Origin of the sequence: Phocaeicola dorei, from assembly GCF_013009555.1 — a bacterium.
Lineage (GTDB): Bacteria > Bacteroidota > Bacteroidia > Bacteroidales > Bacteroidaceae > Phocaeicola > Phocaeicola dorei.
Genome location: NZ_CP046176.1, coordinates 4,160,640 through 4,180,802, shown reverse-complemented (window position 1 = coordinate 4,180,802; position 20,163 = coordinate 4,160,640). Strand labels below are relative to the sequence as shown.

Genomic DNA, 20,163 nt, shown 5'->3' with positions numbered 1-20,163 from the left:
AGTTCTTAATTTTCAATTTTTAATTTAACAAACATGAGTCTATACGAAGGAGCGGTTAAAAAACCGATTATGACCTCGCTATGCTTTTTGGCCGTAGCAATCTTTGGTCTGTTCTCATTGTCGAAACTTCCGGTAGACTTGTATCCAGATATTGATACCAATACCATTATGGTTATGACATCTTATCAGGGTGCCAGTGCTTCCGATATAGAGAACAACGTAACCCGTCCGTTGGAAAATACGTTGAACTCGGTTAGTAATTTGAAACATATTACATCCAAGTCTTCAGAAAATATATCAGTTATCACTTTGGAATTCGAATATGGCTATGATATTGATGTGTTGACTAATGATGTGCGTGATAAATTGGATATGGTGAGTTCACAACTTCCCGATGAAGTCAATACTCCGATTATCTTTAAGTTCAGTACGGATATGATTCCTATCCTGCTGTTGTCCGTTCAGGCAGAAGAAAGTCAGCCGGCTCTATATAAGATATTGGATGATAATGTAGTAAATCCATTGGCTCGTGTTCCCGGCGTGGGAACGGTGTCCATTGCCGGTGCGCCAAAACGTGAGGTGAATATTTATTGTGATCCCAACAAACTGGAAGCGTATGATTTGACGATTGAGACCATCAGCTCCATTGTCGGGGCTGAAAATAAGAATACTCCGGGCGGAACTTTCGATGTGGGCAGTAATACCTATTCCTTGCGTGTGGAAGGGGAATTCAAGGACCCGAAAGAAATGGAGAATATCGTAGTGGGTACACGCAATGGTGCTTCGGTGTATTTGCGTGACGTGGCAACGGTAGTCGATTCTGTAGAAGAACGTGCTCAGGAAACCTATAATAACGGGGTGCAAGGAGCTATGATTGTTGTACAGAAACAATCGGGTGCAAACTCTGTGAACATTTCCCAGAAAGTAATGGACCAGTTGCCTAAGTTGCAGAAGTCACTACCCAGTGACGTGAAACTGGGGGTTATTGTGAATACTTCAGATAATATTTTGAATACCATCGACAGTTTGACGGAAACTATTATGTATGCCATTCTGTTTGTGGTTTTGGTGGTATTTGTTTTCTTAGGTCGTTGGCGTGCTACAGTGATTATCTGTATCACTATCCCCATGTCATTGATTGCCTCTTTTATTTATTTGGCCATCACGGATGGGGGATCGCTGAATATTATTTCTTTGTCGTGCCTTTCTATTGCGATTGGTAATGTGGTGGATGATGCTATTGTTGTTTTGGAAAACGTGACGACCCATATCGAGCGTGGCTCCGAGCCGAAACAGGCGGCTATCCATGGAACAAATGAGGTGGCAATTTCTGTTATCGCATCCACATTGACTATGATTGCGGTATTCTTCCCGTTGACGATGGTCAGTGGTATGTCGGGAGTTTTGTTCCGTCAGTTGGGCTGGATGATGTGTGTTATTATGACTATTTCTACTATCTCGGCGCTGTCATTTACTCCGATGATGTGTGCGCAGATGCTTCGCTTGCAAAAAAAACAAAGCAAGTGTTTTGTCACATTCTACAAACCAATAGAACGTGCGTTGGACGGGTTGGATAACTGGTATCAGAAACGTTTGAACTGGGCTGTTCGTCACCGCAGGACTATTATTGCCGGTTGTTTCGGGTTCTTTCTGCTGAGCCTGATTTGTGCGAAAGGAATTGGTACAGAGTTTTTTCCGTCACAAGACAACAGTCGTATTTCTGTTCAATTACAATTGCCTATCGGAGCTCGCGTAGAACGTGCCCAGGCATTGGCTCAGGAATTGACCGAAAAGTGGCTGAAGAAATATGAAGGGGTGATGCGTATCTGTAACTATACTGTGGGACAGGCTGATGCAGATAATACTTGGGCTTCTATTCAGGATAATGGTAGCCATATCATTTCATTCAATATCAACCTTTATAATCCCGATCAACGTTCTGTTACGTTGGCAGAAGTCTGCGATGGTATGCGTGAGGATCTGAAAGCCTATCCCGAATTGGATAAAGCTCAGGTTATCCTGGGTGGTAGTAGTGGAGGCATGGGTGGACAGGCCACTGCCGATTTTGAAATCTATGGATATGATTTTACAGAGACAGATAAAGCTGCAGCTGAATTGAAAGAAGCTTTATTGAAAGTGAACGGTGTATCTGAGGTGAATATCAGCCGTCAGGATTATCAGCCGGAATATCAAGTGGATTTTGATCGTGAAAAATTGGCTTTACATGGTTTGAATCTTTCTACAGCAGCTTTGTATCTGCGTAACCGTGTTAATGGTGCTTTATCTTCTTACTATCGGGAAGATGGTGACGAATATGATATCAAGGTGCGTTATGCTCCCCAGTTCCGTACCAGTATTGAAAGTTTGGAGAATATTCTGATTTATACTAATGAAGGTAAAGCGATTCGGGTGAAAGATATCGGTACGGTGGTGGAGCGTTCCGCTCCTCCTACTATTGAACGTAAAGACCGTGAACGTATTGTAACAGTTTCCGCTGTGATTTCAGGTGCGCCTTTAGGTAGTGTGGTGGTGGCAGGTGAGTCTATTATTGATAAGATGGATTTACCTAGCGGTATCAGTATCCAGGTGGCGGGTTCTTATGAGGATCAGCAGGATTCATTCAGCGATCTGGGAACTTTGGCTGTTTTGATTATTATATTGGTATTTATTGTAATGGCTGCCCAGTTTGAGTCTCTGACCTATCCGTTTATCATTATGTTCTCTATTCCGTTTGCATTCAGTGGGGTATTGATGGCATTGTATGGAACGGGGACTACATTGAATGTCATGAGTTTGTTGGGAGGTATCATGTTGATTGGTATCGTAGTGAAGAATGGTATCGTGCTTATTGATTACATTACCTTATGTCGTGAGCGGGGCATGTCTGTTATTCATTCGGTCGTTGTTTCGGGCCGTAGTCGTTTACGTCCGGTTTTAATGACCACTTTAACCACTATTCTAGGCATGGTGCCGATGGCGATAGGAGGAGGGGAAGGTTCTGAAATGTGGCAGCCTTTAGGGGTGTCCGTAATCGGTGGTTTGACTGTATCTACCGTGCTCACCTTGATTTTGGTTCCGGTGCTCTACTGTTCATTTGCCGGTACAGGTATCAAGTGTAACCGTAAGAAGATGAAAGCTGCCCGTGAGCTGAATGACTATTATCAAGCGCATAAGACAGAGATGACTAAAGGTAAAAAAGAATAATTAATATATTTGTTATCCGAATCGAAATGAATAGGGGACCGGATGACAGAACTTAAAATAAAAAATGGAATAATGAAATCTGTTTTCATCACTTTCGACCAAGCTTTTTACGAACGTATTCTGGCATTGTTGGATCGCCAGAATTGTCGTGGATTCAGTTATTGGCAGCAGTTGCAGGGGCGCGGCTCTGTAAAAGGAGAACCGCATTATGGCAGTCACGCGTGGCCCAGTATGTGCTCGGCTATTATGACAGTGGTAGATGACACCAAAGTGGATCCGTTATTGGACGCCTTGCATAAAATGGATAAGGAAACCGAACAATTGGGATTACGTGCTTTTGTGTGGAACATAGAAAAGACGATTTGAATCTGTCTTTTCATTATTAAAGAAAAAGACTGTTGCCCTCTTTCTGGCGCAGTCTTTTTTCTTTTTTTAGCCTCTATCATGAAGTACTCCGTCTAAAAAATCACTACTTTTGCGGTTAATTTACAAATATAGCAATATGAAAAACTATATACCGGCTACTTTTCTTCTCACTTTTATCGTAGTAGGAGCGTTAATGGGGCTGTATTTCCTTCCCCCCATGTCGGTGGGAGGCAAACCGTTGCGCAAGGTGGACCTGTTGGCTGATATCCGTCCGGATGTGGAAGAAGAAGTATGTGATTCCGACACCATTGTTCTTCCTCCTCCTGTAAAACCTATTTTTGTGGATACATGTAAAACGGGTATTACTTGTATTGAGGATTATTCGGATTCCACCATGCGGGGAATGAAACATTTTTATGAGGCACTTTCCAAAGTGAAAACCATGAAACGCCCTGTACGCATCGCTTACTTCGGTGATTCTTTTATAGAAGCTGATATTTTTACTGCCGATTTGCGCGAAATGCTTCAACAAGAATTTGGTGGGTGCGGAGTGGGATATGTTCCTGTAACCTCTTCCATCAGCGGTTACCGTCCTACGGTACGCCATACTTTTGGGGGATGGAGCAGTCATTCATCCAATGACTCTGTTGGTTTTGATAAAATACAGCAAGATATTTCCGGACATTATTTTTTCCCTCGTGAAGGTGCTTATGTGCAGTTAAAAGGACAGAGTAAATATGCTTCCCGACTGGATACCTGTGAGGTTTCTACTTTTTATTTCCTAAATAAAGGTTTTGCCGCTGTCCGTTCTAAAGTGAATAATGCTGCGGAAGGAGAGTTGCATGAGGAAGTAGGAACAGGAGGTGTGCAGGCTGTTTCGGTGAAAGGAAGGATAGGACAAGTACGGTGGAGTGTGGAACATGCTGATTCTGCTACTTTCTATGGAGTGGCTATGGATGGCAAGCAGGGAATATCTTTGGATAATTTTAGCGTACGTGGTAGCAGTGGGCTTCATTTACGTAGTATTCCTTTACATACGCTTCGCGATTTCCAACGTCTTCGTCCATACGATTTGATTGTGGTCCAATATGGTTTGAATGTGGCTACGGAACGAGGCGTAAAATACGATGGCTATAAGAAAGGGATGCTTACGGTGATAGAGCATTTGAAGACAGCTTTTCCTGAAACCAGCATTTTACTGGTCAGTGTGGGTGACCGTGAATATAAAAACGAGAATGGAGATCTCCGCACCATGCCCGGAGTCAAGAATCTTATCCGTTATCAACAGTCCATTGCGGCTGATAGCCATATCGCTTTTTGGAATATGTATGAGGCAATGGGAGGTCAAGGAAGCATTGTCGATATGATCGGGCAAAAAATGGCGAATCTTGATTATACCCATATCAATTTTAAGGGAGGCAGGCATTTGGCAGGTATCTTATTTGAAACATTGATGTATGGCAAAGAGCAATACGAAAAGCGGAAAGCCTATGAGGAGGAATAACAGATTTCTTGGTCTGTCCGGTGTAGCAATGGTATTGTTTTTGTTCTTGCTGTTTCCATGTCTTTATGCCCAGGATGCTATTCCGGCATTGTCCCGACCGTTGGAGCCGCTTCGCATACCCGGTGAAACAAAGGAAATGCATCGTGGTATGCGGCTGATAACAGTACATGATTCACTTCCGGCGAGTTTTACTCATTCTTTAGATAATGTGATAGAAGATGAGAGCCGTTCGCTTTCTCCTTTCTTTCAAAAACTGAATGATATGACGGGACCGGTACGGATAGTCCATATAGGTGATTCTCATGTGCGGGGGCATCTTTATCCATTAATAACCCGTCGTTGTCTGGAACATGATTTTGGTGCTGAGGCTGTTTATCCTGATACCATTTCATATCGTACCGAAGGGTTGGCACATGAGACGGGCGAACCGGGTATTGTTTATCATATGCTTGGCATTAATGGAGCTACTTCTGTTACTTTCTCTGACGATGAAAAAATAAAAAAAATAGCTTCTTTGCATCCTGATCTGATTATTGTTTCTTTTGGAACCAATGAGGCACATAGCCGCCGTTATCTGGCTCAGGCTCACAAAATGCAGATAGGCAGACTGTTGGGTATGTTGAAAGCTGCCTGTCCTGAAGCGTTTTTTTTACTTACTACACCTCCCGGAGCATATGTGGGACGTCGTCGTGCACGTACTATTAATCCGAGAACCGTAACGGCTGCACGTATTATAAAGGAGTATGCACAAGAGCATAAAATGGCAGTTTGGGATATGTATAATATAGTAGGAGGAAAGACAGATGCTTGTCGTAACTGGACGAAGCACCACATGTTTCGTGCGGATGGCATTCATTTCACTCCCGATGGATATCGTTTACAAGGTAATTTATTACATCAGGCACTGATTAAAGCGTATAATGAATATGTGGCAACTGGATTGGAGTAAACTGGCTGAAGTATTGACTTATAATGCCAAGCAACCGATGATTTTTAGCAGCGGCTTGTTTTTGTTTCTGTTTTTGGGCTTTAGCCTGATTTATATGTTATTGCAGAAACAGGATACGGCACGCATCCTGTTTGTAACGCTGTTTTCTTATTATTTCTATTATAAGAGTAGCGGTTTTTATTTTTTCTTGCTGGGGGTGGTGACAGTGACGGATTTCTTGCTGGCAGGGCGTATGGCGCATACCGAAACTCAATGGAAACGGATGTTTTTGCTGCTGGCAAGTCTGGGAATAAATTTAGGATTGCTCTGTTATTTCAAGTATACCAATTTCTTTTATCAGATGCTGGCTCCTTTGTGGAATGGTAAATTCCAGCCGTTGGATATTTTCTTGCCGGTGGGGATATCGTTCTTCACTTTCCAGTCTTTAAGTTATACCATAGATGTTTACCGTCGTGAATTGGTTCCTTTGAACAGGTTGTTGGATTATACATTTTATGTGTCTTTTTTTCCACAGCTGGTAGCGGGTCCTATTGTACGTGCCCGCGATTTTATTCCTCAAATCAGGCAACCGCTGTTTGTTTCCTCGGAGATGTTTGGTACCGGTGTTTTCTTTATCATCAGCGGATTATTCAAGAAAGCTGTAATCTCCGATTATATCAGTGTAAATTTTGTGGAACGTATTTTTGATAATCCGGCTCTTTATTCCGGGGTTGAGAATTTGTTTGGTGTATATGGGTATGCTTTACAGATTTATTGTGACTTTTCCGGATATAGTGATATGGCTATCGGGCTTGCTTTGCTGTTGGGCTTCCGTTTTCCTATGAACTTTAATTCGCCTTATAAAGCCGATAGTATAACCGATTTTTGGCATCGTTGGCATATCTCTCTTTCTACATGGTTGCGAGATTATCTTTATATCTCATTGGGGGGAAACCGCAAGGGGAAGGCCCGTACTTATATTAATTTGTGCCTTACTATGTTGTTAGGTGGTTTGTGGCATGGCGCATCTTGGAATTTTGTGATATGGGGAGGATTTCATGGAATAGCACTGGCTGCACAGAAATTCTGGCGTAACTTGCTGCATAAGCCTAAGACGGCCACTAGTAAGGGCATTCGTAAATTTTTTGCAGTTCTTATTACTTTCAATTTTGTTTGTTTCTGCTGGATATTTTTCCGTAATACGACTTTTGAAGCTTCGGTTGTTATGCTGAAGCAGATATTTACAGCTTTTCATCCCGAGGTATTCATGCAGCTGATAGAAGGTTATTGGAAAGTGTTTGTTTTGATGGGAATAGGGTATTTGCTACATTTTGCTCCTGATAGTTGGCAGGATGCGTGTTGTCGTGGAGTTGTAAAATTACCTTTATTGGGAAAGGCATTATTGTTGGTAGTACTGATTTATTTGGTTATCCAGATAAAGAGCAGTGATATTCAGCCGTTTATTTATTTCCAGTTCTAACGGAATAGTTATCAATGGGGTGTCTGAAAAGATATCTAGTCAGACACCCTAAAATACGATTATAGTAAGTATTTATTGATATATCTACGATCCCAATTTATACCTCTCTTTATAATTTTTGCAGGGATGCCTGCTAATATTATATTCGGTTCGTGGAATACTTTTGTTACAATACTTCCCCAACCCACAATACTGTCATCGGGTATTTTTGTATTTTTACCAATCTTTACATCTTTTCCTACCCATACATATTTGCCAATTTCTATACTTTGAGCAAATTAATCGGTTTTCCCTTTAAATTTGTTATAGTATGTGCGTCGGTACACCAAATACCAATGCCCCAGCTTAATTAACCGTGTTACTGTTTCCTTTGATAATCAACAGAAAATATTCATTAAAAAGTAGTTTTTCAACATTCTCTTCTGAATCGAAATGCATGGAAACATGATTGTTGTTTCCTGTAATTATGATGTTGGATCGATTGATGATTTGATTGAATTGTTCATGATGGGAGGATGCACAATCTATTTTTGTCATGTGGTAAAATAATTGTAATTTCATTGCCTTGACCATTGATATTTTTCATCTCATTCTAATTTAATAGTTTATACAACTTCTTTTATTTTATATTTGAAGAATATTCTTGTATTATCGTGTTGGTTAGTTTAGAGAATATTTCTGGAGATAGTAAATAAAAAGGAGTGTCTTCTTTTTCTTTTTTAAAGCGTATAAATAGATGTTTGATGTCTCGGGCTTCCGGATATTCATAAGCTTCTATTCTTTCTATATGTATTCCTTCCTGTTCCAATAGTTTTAATATGTGTCTCCATTGTTGCTTGGATAGAAATCGGCATACATCATATAAGGAGAGGGGTGTTCCGTCCGAAGCTGTTATGATAGTAGAAGTTATATTCATTTTGATGATTTGATGAGGACAAATATAGCAATAAAAAATTATATAGTTTATTGGAGCATTGACTAAATGCTAGAATATTATTTATTTTCAGTTCCCTTTATGATATAAAGCGGGGATGAAACTTGCAAACTTGCAAAACTTGCAGCACTTCCACACCCACACACGTGCGCGTACATTATAATGTGGAAAAATGAGAGGGTACAAGGAGGGTATGACAAGCAACGGTGGAGGAGGACAAACGGACGATGCAGGGGAGAGCTGAAATGGAGGAAAGTATGACGGGACACAGAAGGTGGAGCGGGGGAAAAGGGAGAGATGTGACAGGATTTTTGGTGGAAAGAGGTGGGACCGTATAAGGAGAAAAAAGGAAAGTGGAAGACAGAAACCGGAATCGGACAGACACAGGTGGCAAAGGGATGACTGTCCGAACCTTCAGCAGGTATCTGTACAGACCGGAGACTTCCGCCAATCATGCTGGTACAGCTTGCATAATTCCGTGGAGAACAAGCTGTCGGCATGCAGAATAACGCGCTATCAATCTAAATGGAACACGTTACTAACGTGCAGACCTGTATGTTAGTAACGTATAGGGCCACACGTTACTAACTTTACGGAACACACGTTACTAACCCTTCGGAGCACATGAACTGTATGAAGACACACGGCACGACATCCCGTTTCCGAGGCACTGTCCTGTCAGAAGACCTGCCGCCTGCTGTTCTCCAGCCGGCATTGGCTGTAGTAATGGCCTTTTAAAGGAATCTCCTCATCAAGACGCATATATTTCACAAAAGAGAAAAAACGTGAACAAGAAAACAGGAGGGAGATCAGGTCATTCACAGATCACAATAAAGAAATAGAGTGGAATTTTGGAACATATTATTTTGTTGCATTATTAATGTACGCGCACGTGTGTGGGTGTGGAAGTGCTGCAAGTTTTGCAAGTTTGCAAGTTTGCCTTCCGTTTTTTTCTTTTTCCGTTTTTTCCGGCTTTTGTTTGCGTATTCGTTTTTTCTTTTTCCGTTTTTGTTTACGCGCGTGCGAATATTATAATGTGTCTGTCTTTTTCCTCCCGTGTCCTCCGTTATAAAAACCTTCTTTGTAACACATCTGTGATTCAGCGTATTACAAAAAAGTTTCAGGGAATCCGGATAATTTGTCTTGTGAAAGTTTGCCTGTTAGCGTTAAAAGGTCTACTTTTGCACCCGCAATCGAGAGAGATGCGGCACTTCAGACAGTGTTACTGACTTGGTGAAACAAACGTGGGAGATTTTCCTTGATAGTGATCTGCACCTGGTATCTTACCTTAGCGGGGCTAAGGGAGCGAGAACGGATAAGACCTCGGGAGGATGGGTGGTCCGCCTTTTATGGAAGTTTCGAAAAAAACTTTTTCAAAAAAACTTTCGAAAACATTTGGTGGTTACGATAAAATCTCTTACCTTTGCATCCGCTTTCGGAAACGATGGCAAACAAGAATAAGAGTTCTTTGAAAGATTTAAGATAAACAAACAAGTAGTACAAGCCGGTGCACCGTATATATATGGTGTACGGAAAAACAAGAACCGTCAATATTTTTATTGTATTGATAGATTTGGAGTCCTTGAGCGTAAAGTCAACTTAAGTGTTGAAAGAATATTTTTACAATGAAGAGTTTGATCCTGGCTCAGGATGAACGCTAGCTACAGGCTTAACACATGCAAGTCGAGGGGCAGCATGGTCTTAGCTTGCTAAGGCTGATGGCGACCGGCGCACGGGTGAGTAACACGTATCCAACCTGCCGTCTACTCTTGGCCAGCCTTCTGAAAGGAAGATTAATCCAGGATGGGATCATGAGTTCACATGTCCGCATGATTAAAGGTATTTTCCGGTAGACGATGGGGATGCGTTCCATTAGATAGTAGGCGGGGTAACGGCCCACCTAGTCAACGATGGATAGGGGTTCTGAGAGGAAGGTCCCCCACATTGGAACTGAGACACGGTCCAAACTCCTACGGGAGGCAGCAGTGAGGAATATTGGTCAATGGGCGATGGCCTGAACCAGCCAAGTAGCGTGAAGGATGACTGCCCTATGGGTTGTAAACTTCTTTTATAAAGGAATAAAGTCGGGTATGCATACCCGTTTGCATGTACTTTATGAATAAGGATCGGCTAACTCCGTGCCAGCAGCCGCGGTAATACGGAGGATCCGAGCGTTATCCGGATTTATTGGGTTTAAAGGGAGCGTAGATGGATGTTTAAGTCAGTTGTGAAAGTTTGCGGCTCAACCGTAAAATTGCAGTTGATACTGGATGTCTTGAGTGCAGTTGAGGCAGGCGGAATTCGTGGTGTAGCGGTGAAATGCTTAGATATCACGAAGAACTCCGATTGCGAAGGCAGCCTGCTAAGCTGCAACTGACATTGAGGCTCGAAAGTGTGGGTATCAAACAGGATTAGATACCCTGGTAGTCCACACGGTAAACGATGAATACTCGCTGTTTGCGATATACGGCAAGCGGCCAAGCGAAAGCGTTAAGTATTCCACCTGGGGAGTACGCCGGCAACGGTGAAACTCAAAGGAATTGACGGGGGCCCGCACAAGCGGAGGAACATGTGGTTTAATTCGATGATACGCGAGGAACCTTACCCGGGCTTAAATTGCACTCGAATGATCCGGAAACGGTTCAGCTAGCAATAGCGAGTGTGAAGGTGCTGCATGGTTGTCGTCAGCTCGTGCCGTGAGGTGTCGGCTTAAGTGCCATAACGAGCGCAACCCTTGTTGTCAGTTACTAACAGGTGATGCTGAGGACTCTGACAAGACTGCCATCGTAAGATGTGAGGAAGGTGGGGATGACGTCAAATCAGCACGGCCCTTACGTCCGGGGCTACACACGTGTTACAATGGGGGGTACAGAGGGCCGCTACCACGCGAGTGGATGCCAATCCCTAAAACCCCTCTCAGTTCGGACTGGAGTCTGCAACCCGACTCCACGAAGCTGGATTCGCTAGTAATCGCGCATCAGCCACGGCGCGGTGAATACGTTCCCGGGCCTTGTACACACCGCCCGTCAAGCCATGGGAGCCGGGGGTACCTGAAGTGCGTAACCGCGAGGATCGCCCTAGGGTAAAACTGGTGACTGGGGCTAAGTCGTAACAAGGTAGCCGTACCGGAAGGTGCGGCTGGAACACCTCCTTTCTGGAGAGGATCCAAAGTAAAGGTTTTTGTTTTTGTACTGCTGTTGTTGTTTATTCAAGATATGATTCCGTATTAAGACGGAAGAGAGAAAGTAAGAAGCCGGGTCTAATGAAACAGACTAGGTTGAACTTAGTCCTATAGCTCAGTTGGTTAGAGCGCTACACTGATAATGTAGAGGTCGGCAGTTCAACTCTGCCTGGGACTACGAATCTTGAGATTCGGGGGATTAGCTCAGCTGGCTAGAGCATCTGCCTTGCACGCAGAGGGTCAACGGTTCGAATCCGTTATTCTCCACTCCATCAGAGACGTAAGATACGAAGATGACCGATCTATGACATATTGTACAAGCAAACAGTAATTTTAGTAGTAAAGAGCTGAAAGTATATATCATCCCGCTGGCACGCAAGTGTGGGCGAATGAATAAGGAAAGTAAAGAAGGGCGCATGGCGGATGCCTTGGCTCTCGGAGGCGATGAAGGACGTGATAAGCTGCGATAAGCTCCGGGGAGGTGCAAATAACCTTTGATCCGGGGATTTCCGAATGGGACAACCCGGCGTGTTGAAGACACGCCACCTGATCATTTCAGGAGCTAACGCAGGGAACTGAAACATCTTAGTACCTGCAGGAAAAGAAAATAACAATGATTCCCCCAGTAGTGGCGAGCGAACGGGGAATAGCCCAAACCGTTCATGTTACGGCATGATCGGGGTTGTAGGACTACGTCGTTGCATGAAGACATCGGAGAAGAACTTTCTGGAAAGAAAGACCATAGAGCATGACAGTTGCGTATTCGTATGTTGTCGAAGCATAGTAGTATCCTGAGTAGCGCGGAGCACGAGGAATTCTGCGTGAATCTGCCGGGACCATCCGGTAAGGCTAAATACTCCCGAGAGACCGATAGCGAACCAGTACCGTGAGGGAAAGGTGAAAAGCACTTCGAACAGAAGAGTGAAATAGTTCCTGAAACCGTGCGCCTACAAGCGGTCGGAGCTGCTTAAAGCAGTGACGGCGTGCCTTTTGCATAATGAACCTACGAGTTGCCTTTGCCGGCAAGGTTAAGTGTGACGACACACGTATCCGAAGCGAAAGCGAGTCTGAAGAGGGCGTATAGTCGGCAGTGGCAGACGCGAAACCAAGTGATCTACCCTTGGCCAGGTTGAAGGCTGGGTAACACCAGCTGGAGGACCGCACCAATAAGCGTTGAAAAGCTTCTGGATGAGCTGAGGGTAGGGGTGAAAGGCTAATCAAACTTGGAGATAGCTCGTACTCCCCGAAATGCATTTAGGTGCAGCCTTGTGGGTTACTGATGTGAGGTAGAGCGACTGATAAGATGCGAGGGCTTCACCGCCTATCAAGTCTTGACAAACTCCGAATGCGCATCAGTTTTACCTCAGGAGTGAGGGCATGGGTGCTAAGGTCCGTGCCCGAGAGGAGAAGAATCCGGACCACCTGCTAAGGTCCCGAAATGACAGCTAAGTTAAACTAACGAAGTCTGACTGCTAAGACAGCTAGGATGTTGGCTTGGAAGCAGCCATTCATTTAAAGAGTGCGTAACAGCTCACTAGTCGAGGAGTCTGGCGTGGATAATAATCGGGTATTAAGTTGTCTACCGAAGCAGTGGGATCATTGAAATGATCGGTAGGGGAGCATTCCAGTCAGCGTCGAAGGCGTACCGCGAGGTATTCTGGAGCGTCTGGAAAAGCAAATGTAGGTATAAGTAACGATAAAGGGGGCGGGAAACCCCCTCGCCGAAAGACTAAGGTTTCCTGATCAACGCTAATCGGATCAGGGTAAGTCGGGTCCTAAGGCTCAGCCGAAGGGCGATGCCGATGGCAGAAACGGTTAATATTCCGTTACTACCTCCAGGAGTGATGTGGAGACGCAGTAGTGACAATGCCGCCATCTGACGGAATAGATGGTTGAAGGGTGTAGATGTTGATCTTGGCAGGCAAATCCACCATGAGAATCGAACCTGATAGTATGCCGCGTCCCTCGGGACAAGGCAATAGTGCATGTAATCATGCTGCCAAGAAAATCCGCTAAACTAAATCCTGTAGGTACCCGTACCGTAAACGGACACACGTAGTCGGGATGAATATTCTAAGGCGCTTGAGTGATTCACGGTTAAGGAACTAGGCAAACTGACCCTGTAACTTCGGGATAAAGGGTCCCTACCCGGTGACGGGAGGGCGCAGAGAATAGGTCCAGGCAACTGTTTAACAAAAACACAGGGCTGTGCTAAATCGAAAGATCCTGTATACAGCCTGACACCTGCCCGGTGCTGGAAGGTTAAGAGGAGACGTCATCGTTGAGAGAAGCGTTGAATTGAAGCCCCAGTAAACGGCGGCCGTAACTATAACGGTCCTAAGGTAGCGAAATTCCTTGTCGGGTAAGTTCCGACCTGCACGAATGGTGTAATGATCTGGACGCTGTCTCAACCGTGAGCTCAGTGAAATTGTAGTATCGGTGAAGATGCCGATTACCCGCGATGGGACGAAAAGACCCCGTGAACCTTTACTATAGCTTATCATTGAATCTGGGCACGTGATGTGTAGGATAGGTCGGAGGCTTTGAAGGGGGTACGCCAGTATCCTTGGAGCCGCTGTTGAAATACGACCCTTCATTTGTTTGGATTCTAACCCGTGTATATGGGGACACTGATTGGTGGGTAGTTTGACTGGGGTGGTCGCCTCCAAAAGCGTAACGGAGGCTTCTAAAGGTGCCCTCACGGCGATTGGTAACCGCCGTTAGAGTGTAATGGCATAAGGGCGCTTGACTGGGAGACTGACAAGTCGATCAGGTAGGAAACTAGAGCATAGTGATCCGGTGTTTCCGTATGGAAGGGACATCGCTCAAAGGATAAAAGGTACTCCGGGGATAACAGGCTGATCCCTCCCAAGAGCTCATATCGACGGAGTGGTTTGGCACCTCGATGTCGGCTCGTCACATCCTGGGGCTGGAGAAGGTCCCAAGGGTTGGGCTGTTCGCCCATTAAAGTGGCACGCGAGCTGGGTTCAGAACGTCGTGAGACAGTTCGGTCTCTATCTATCGTGGGCGTATGAAATTTGCGTGGCTCTGACACTAGTACGAGAGGACCGTGTTGGACAGACCTCTGGTTTACCGGTTGTGCCGCCAGGTGCATTGCCGGGTATCTAAGTCTGGATCGGATAAGTGCTGAAAGCATCTAAGTACGAAGCCGGCCACAAGATTAGATTTCTGAGGGTCGTTGTAGACTACGACGTTGATAGGATGCAGGTGTAAAGGTAGAGATACCAAAGCCGAGCATTACTAATTGCCCGTCCACTTTCCTTATATTTAGGATGGTGTATACGTTCGGTTATTACTACAGGATAAGATAACGCTGATGGCTTGTCGATATGTCGCCCTTATTCAGGTGGCTATAGCACAAGGGTTCCACCTCTTCCCATTCCGAACAGAGAAGTTAAGCCTTGTCACGCCGATGGTACTGCGTCACAGTGGGAGAGTAGGTAGCTGCCGTTTTTGATTGAAGCCTCCGGACTTGAAGAAGTTCCGGAGGCTTTTTTTTGTATCCACGTGTGAAATATGACCTCTACTATTGCTCATCTCCCAATTATGGATTACTTTTGCCCATAACCTAAAAATAATACGTCAATGGATACATTATTACCATTTGCATTACTATGCTTTACCTCTTTTTTCACATTAACCAACCCGTTGGGAACCATGCCTGTATTTTTGACTATGACTAAAGGAATGGATGATGAAGAACGGCGTCATATTGTGAAACGCGCTACTATCATTTCCTTTATTACACTTCTGGCTTTTACTTTCTCCGGGCAATTTTTATTCAAATTTTTTGGAATATCGACCAATGGCTTTCGTATTGCTGCCGGTTTTATTATTTTGAAGATTGGATATGATATGTTACAGGCACGTTTTACTAATACTAAGTTGAAAGACGAAGAAATTAAAACGTATGCCAATGATATTTCAATTACCCCATTATCTATTCCTATGCTTTGCGGTCCCGGTGCTATAGCTAACGGAATAATGTTAATGGATGATGCCAATACTTGGACTATGAAGGGGGTATTGATTGGGATGATTGGTTTGATTTATTTTATCACTTATCTTATATTGCGGGCGTCTACTCGGTTGGTTTCTATTCTTGGCGAAACTGGAAATAATGTAATGATGCGTTTGATGGGACTTATTTTGATGGTAATAGCTGTGGAATGTTTCGTTAGCGGACTTCGTCCGATATTAATTGATATTATCCAATCAAGTAGGGTTTAACCAACGAAAGAATGTGCTGAAAGTAGAATATGATTATTTAATTCACTTTGAGCACATTCTTTGTATCTGGGTGCTGGTTATTAGTCAAATTCAACTAATATACGGAATACTTTTTCGGGGGCTTTCGCCCACTCTTCCATAGCTTGTAGTGCGGTTTCGGGTTTGGCTACTTTGCTGATTAATTCATCCTTTGGACAAGTACCTTGCTCCATATAGCGGATAACTGCCCTGAAATCTGCGGGTAGTGCATTACGAGAACCTCGGATATCAAGCTCTTTCTGTACAAAATATTTAGTCTGAAAAGACACCTCTGATTTTGCATAACCTATGCATACGACCCTTCCGGTAAATCCAACTTCATTGACTGCCATGACATAGGTTGCAGGGCTGCCGACAGCTTCGATGACCACATCAGGACCAAATCCTTCTGTAATCTTTGTCAAGCGTTCGTGTACATTCTCTGTCATGGAGTTGATGGTGTGGTGAGCGCCTACCCGTTTGGCTAGTTCCAATTTTTCATCGTCCAAATCTACGGCAATAACGGTAGCTCCACGAAGAGTTGAACGTACAATAGCACCCATACCGATCATTCCGCAGCCAATAATCATAACTGTATCGATGTCTGTAACTTGCGCTCGTGAAACTGCATGGAAACCTACACTCATTGGTTCGATTAGTGCACAATCACGAGGAGAAATATGGCTTGCCGGGATTATTTTGTTCCAAGGCAGTGCGATATATTCACACATGGCACCATTACGCTGTACTCCCAGGGTTTCGTTATGTTCGCAGGCATTTACTCTGCCGTTACGGCATGAAGCACATTTTCCGCAATTGGTATAAGGATTGACTGTGACGCTCATACCCGGTTTTAATGATTCTGGTACATCCTTGCCTATGGCTTCAATAATAGCTCCTACTTCGTGTCCCGGAATGACAGGTAGTTTTACCATTGGATTACGTCCTAAAAATGTATTCAGGTCCGAGCCGCAAAAGCCTACATATTTAATTTTTACAAGAACTTCTCCCGGTTTAAGAGCGGGTTTCTCAATGTTTACTACCTTCATCTCGGAAGGAGCAGTAATTTGAATTGCTTTCATCTTCTGTTTATTTTTATAAGTTTTTAATCAATTACTTTGTATCCTTTCCAACCATAGTAGGCACAAAACAGGAAACAAATCATAGGAATAGCATAAGCTATATAATAAATGTGTTCGTTCAGATGCATCACATAAGCAGTGAGTTGGGGCAAGCAAGCATTTCCAACGATGGCCATAACTAGAAATGCCGAGCCGCTTTTTGTGTTGCTGCCTAAATCAGTCAAAGCAAGCGAGAACTGAGTGGGATACATGATAGACATGAAAAAAGAAATGCCCAGCATGGCATAAAGACCTGTCCAACCACCAAAACAAACCACAACAATACATAGCAAGACATTAATCAGCGCATATACCAAGAGCATGTCTTGTGGACGGAATTTTACCATGAGTAGTGTGCCTGTCCATCTTCCTGCCAAAAAAGCCAGCATATAAAGACCGAAAAAGGTGGTGGCTGTATTTTCAGGTAGTTCTGCATAGGTACAACAGTAGACTAGAAATAAACTGTTAATGGCTGTCTGACCACCATTGTAGAAGAATTGTGCAATGACTCCCCAACGAAGGTGAGAACGTTTTAAGACTCCGAAATCAATTAATTTTTCTCCTTTATATTCTACTCCTTCCATCGTATTTCCTTCTTTGATTTTAGGTAATTTGGAGAAGATAAAGATGATGGCAATAACAATGAGTAACATAGCTAGCAGCAGATAAGGAAGTTTCATGGCGTCTGTTTCTGTTTGAATGTAACCTTCCCAGCCACCGGGAAAAGAAGCGGGCAGGGTGTTGCGGGTATAGTGGTTGCCACTCAGAATCAGTTTGCTGAGAAACATGGCGGCTATAAAAGCTCCCAGCCCATTGAATGATTGTGCTAGATTCAATCGACGGGGCGCACTTTCTGGATCTCCCAAAGCGGTTACATAAGGATTGGCTGCTGTTTCTAAAAAACACATTCCAGTGGCAATGATGAAGAATATACATAGATATGCCCAATATTCTTTCAGCATAGCAGCGGGGAAGAACAGTAACCCACCACATGCTGCCAGTAATAACCCGAAAATAATTCCCGATTTGTAGCTGTATTTTTTCATGAACATAGCGATGGGAATGGGACAGATGAAATAGGCAAGCCAGTAGGCTGTTTCTGTGAATGATGCTTCGAAAGCGTTTAACTCACAGGTTTTCATCAGCTGTCTTATCATAGTAGGTAGTAGATTGCTGCTGATAGCCCATAGGAAAAACAGGCAGAATATGAGCATCAATGGTACATAATAGGTCTTATTTTTCATGGTATGGATTAATAAGTGTCAGTTGATTATTCTGACATGTTTTTAATGTAAGGAAGAGATATGAGATTTTTGAAACCATAAAATCTTTCGGCGTTTTTACCTAAAAAAAGTGCTTTCTCTTCTTGTGTCATTTCAGTCGTTTTAAGGATGAAATCGTAAGACATCTTGTAAGTAATGGCCGTAATGGTCCGCGGGTAATCCGATCCCCACATCAGTTTGTCCATACCGACCAAATCTGTTGCTTCTTTGATAGCCTTCACCGCTCCTGCAAACGGGTAGAATTCACTGTTGAACAACCAGGTAATGCCTCCTGACTCTATCATGACATGGGTATGCCGGGCCAGTTTTATTTGTTCCTGCCAATGAGGAGTTGTAACCATACCGAAATGTCCGATAGCGATTTTTAGTTGCGGACATTCCTGGATAATTTCTTTCATCTCCTGCACTTGCGTGTTTCCATCAGCCAGATCAATGGAAAGGATAATGTTTTTATCTTCCATGTAATGGAACATTTCCATCATTTCGTCACAGTTCAGCATGACTCTTCCTTCTTTTAGAAAAAGGCGGTGTGCTGGGATTTTTATTGCTTTGAAACCAGAACTTATTAATTCCTTGGCCTGTTGCAGATAACCGGGTTTACGAAATTCGCACATACCGCATACAAAGAAACGGTCCGGGTATTTATGGGCCACTTTTGCGAGGTATTCATTTTGGATGCCATCAATAAATTCCTGAGTGACTACGGCAGCCGATACTTGTGCATAGTCCATGTTCGAGAGAAAAACCTCGGCACTATTCCGCCCGTCAATCATAAAGGGCGGAACCATCTGACGTTCTTCTCCCATAAATAACGAACGTCCGTTGGTTAAAGTACGGATAGGCAATCCGTTGACTTCCGTATTTTGCCGTAACCAAAGATGGGAATGTGCATCTATTATGTTAAAATCCATCATTATTCTCCTTTGTATTATGAATTAGCCCAACTGACACGCATTTGTTTTCCGATAATTTCTTGTACTTCCTTTACAAGGTTCCAATCGATGGGTTCTTCAGCGTATGTTATATTTTTCAATACATTATCTGGATTGGCCGAACTGAACAAAGTGGTGGCGATACGTGGATTGCTGACAGAATATTGAATAGCCAGTTTCTCTATAGGATAATTTTTGGACAGGCAATGTTGAACAGCTTTCCGACAGGCTTCTACCAGTGATTGGGGGGCCGGATGCCATGCAGGAACCCCACGTTGGGAGAGCAAGCCCATTGAAAGGGGGGAGGCATTGATGATGCCGATATTCTTTGATTCAAAATAATCCAGATAATCAGTCAGTTTCTCGTCATTCAGACAATAATGGCAGAAGTTAAGTACGCTTTCTACTGTTCCTGGTTCCGAGTGATCAATGACCCATTTTAAGTTTTCTAATTGCAAATCTGTGATACCTACATGTCCCACAATACCTTTCTTTTTAAGTTCTACCAGTGCAGGTAATGTTTCGTTGACTACCTGATTCATGTCTGAAAACTCTACATCGTGTACATTAATCAGATCGATATATTCAATGTGGAGTCTTTCCAAGCTTTCATAAACGCTTTCCGTTGCACGTTTTCCGGAATAATCCCATGTGTTGATTCCATCTTTTCCATAGCGTCCCACTTTGGTAGAGAGATAATATTTGTCACGTGGGATTTCTTTCAATGCTTTGCCTAATACGGTTTCGGCCTTGTAGTGCCCGTAGTAGGGAGATACATCAATAAAATTCATTCCATTCTCTACTGCTGTGTAAACAGCTTTGATACCCTCTGCTTCGCGGATATCATGAAAAACTCCTCCTAATGAAGATGCGCCGAAACTAAGATTGGAAACCCGCATACCGGTTTTCCCGATTTCATTGTAATTCATAGTTCTATTTATTTTTAGATTTATTTCCGGAA

At 43.5% G+C, this 20,163-nt stretch carries 10 protein-coding genes, 2 tRNA genes, 3 rRNA genes and 1 pseudogene; 11 read left to right on the top strand and 5 right to left on the bottom strand.

What is annotated here, in order from left to right; all coding sequences use genetic code 11:
• Positions 1–33: 33 nt before the first annotated feature.
• The 5 genes from GKD17_RS17395 to GKD17_RS17375 all read left to right on the top strand — a co-directional run bounded on the left by GKD17_RS17395 (position 34) and on the right by GKD17_RS17375 (position 7,482).
• Positions 34–3,204 (top strand): efflux RND transporter permease subunit, encoded by a 3,171-nt coding sequence (locus GKD17_RS17395; RefSeq protein ID WP_007831240.1) that lies wholly within the window; start codon positions 34–36, stop codon positions 3,202–3,204.
• A gap of 72 nt (positions 3,205–3,276) precedes the next feature.
• On the top strand, positions 3,277–3,570 hold the full coding sequence (locus tag GKD17_RS17390) for a PG0541 family transporter-associated protein (RefSeq protein WP_007843382.1): 294 nt from the start codon (positions 3,277–3,279) through the stop codon (positions 3,568–3,570).
• 136 nt (positions 3,571–3,706) lie between these two features.
• Positions 3,707–5,074, top strand: coding sequence for an SGNH/GDSL hydrolase family protein (locus GKD17_RS17385; RefSeq protein WP_007831242.1), 1,368 nt, complete (start codon positions 3,707–3,709; stop codon positions 5,072–5,074).
• Positions 5,061–6,023, top strand: a complete 963-nt coding sequence (locus tag GKD17_RS17380) for an SGNH/GDSL hydrolase family protein (RefSeq protein ID WP_007831243.1) — start codon at positions 5,061–5,063, stop codon at positions 6,021–6,023. Before GKD17_RS17385 ends, GKD17_RS17380 begins: the two co-directional genes overlap by 14 nt.
• Complete coding sequence (locus tag GKD17_RS17375; RefSeq protein WP_007855760.1) at positions 6,001–7,482, top strand: MBOAT family O-acyltransferase; 1,482 nt, start codon at positions 6,001–6,003, stop codon at positions 7,480–7,482. Before GKD17_RS17380 ends, GKD17_RS17375 begins: the two co-directional genes overlap by 23 nt.
• Positions 7,483–7,541: 59 nt before the next feature.
• Here GKD17_RS17375 and GKD17_RS23620 read toward each other — a convergent pair.
• Positions 7,542–8,068, bottom strand: a pseudogene (locus GKD17_RS23620) (LbetaH domain-containing protein).
• A 1,970-nt stretch (positions 8,069–10,038) separates the two neighbouring features.
• Between GKD17_RS23620 and GKD17_RS17365 the strand changes: the two are divergent.
• From GKD17_RS17365 to GKD17_RS17340, 6 genes are all read left to right on the top strand, one after another.
• Positions 10,039–11,570: ribosomal RNA gene (locus GKD17_RS17365) — 16S ribosomal RNA — on the top strand.
• Positions 11,571–11,701: 131 nt separating this feature from the next.
• Positions 11,702–11,775 (top strand) — tRNA-Ile (locus tag GKD17_RS17360).
• A gap of 15 nt (positions 11,776–11,790) precedes the next feature.
• Positions 11,791–11,864: transfer RNA gene (locus GKD17_RS17355), tRNA-Ala, on the top strand.
• 129 nt (positions 11,865–11,993) lie between these two features.
• Positions 11,994–14,882, top strand: a 23S ribosomal RNA gene (locus GKD17_RS17350).
• Between the two features lie 78 nt (positions 14,883–14,960).
• Positions 14,961–15,071 (top strand): 5S ribosomal RNA (gene rrf, locus GKD17_RS17345).
• Together the 16S, 23S and 5S rRNA genes with 2 tRNA genes alongside form the textbook arrangement of a ribosomal RNA operon.
• Positions 15,072–15,203: 132 nt before the next feature.
• Positions 15,204–15,848, top strand: coding sequence for a MarC family protein (locus tag GKD17_RS17340; protein ID WP_007839407.1), 645 nt, complete (start codon positions 15,204–15,206; stop codon positions 15,846–15,848).
• A gap of 80 nt (positions 15,849–15,928) precedes the next feature.
• Here the strand turns inward: GKD17_RS17340 and GKD17_RS17335 are convergent, their stop codons facing one another.
• From GKD17_RS17335 to GKD17_RS17320, 4 genes are read right to left on the bottom strand one after another with little or no spacing between them, the layout of a single operon-like run.
• Positions 15,929–16,948 carry a zinc-binding alcohol dehydrogenase family protein gene (locus GKD17_RS17335; protein ID WP_007831435.1) on the bottom strand — a complete coding sequence of 340 codons (1,020 nt, stop codon included), beginning with the start codon at positions 16,946–16,948 and terminating at the stop codon, positions 15,929–15,931.
• A 23-nt stretch (positions 16,949–16,971) separates the two neighbouring features.
• Positions 16,972–18,231: an L-fucose:H+ symporter permease gene (fucP, locus tag GKD17_RS17330; RefSeq protein ID WP_007831438.1), complete on the bottom strand. Its 1,260-nt coding sequence runs from the start codon at positions 18,229–18,231 to the stop codon at positions 16,972–16,974.
• A 26-nt stretch (positions 18,232–18,257) separates the two neighbouring features.
• Positions 18,258–19,181, bottom strand: coding sequence for an L-galacto-1,5-lactonase LgaB (gene lgaB / locus GKD17_RS17325; RefSeq protein WP_008653956.1), 924 nt, complete (start codon positions 19,179–19,181; stop codon positions 18,258–18,260).
• A 17-nt stretch (positions 19,182–19,198) separates the two neighbouring features.
• On the bottom strand, positions 19,199–20,131 hold the full coding sequence (locus GKD17_RS17320) for an aldo/keto reductase (protein WP_007831447.1): 933 nt from the start codon (positions 20,129–20,131) through the stop codon (positions 19,199–19,201).
• Positions 20,132–20,163: the final 32 nt, after the last annotated feature.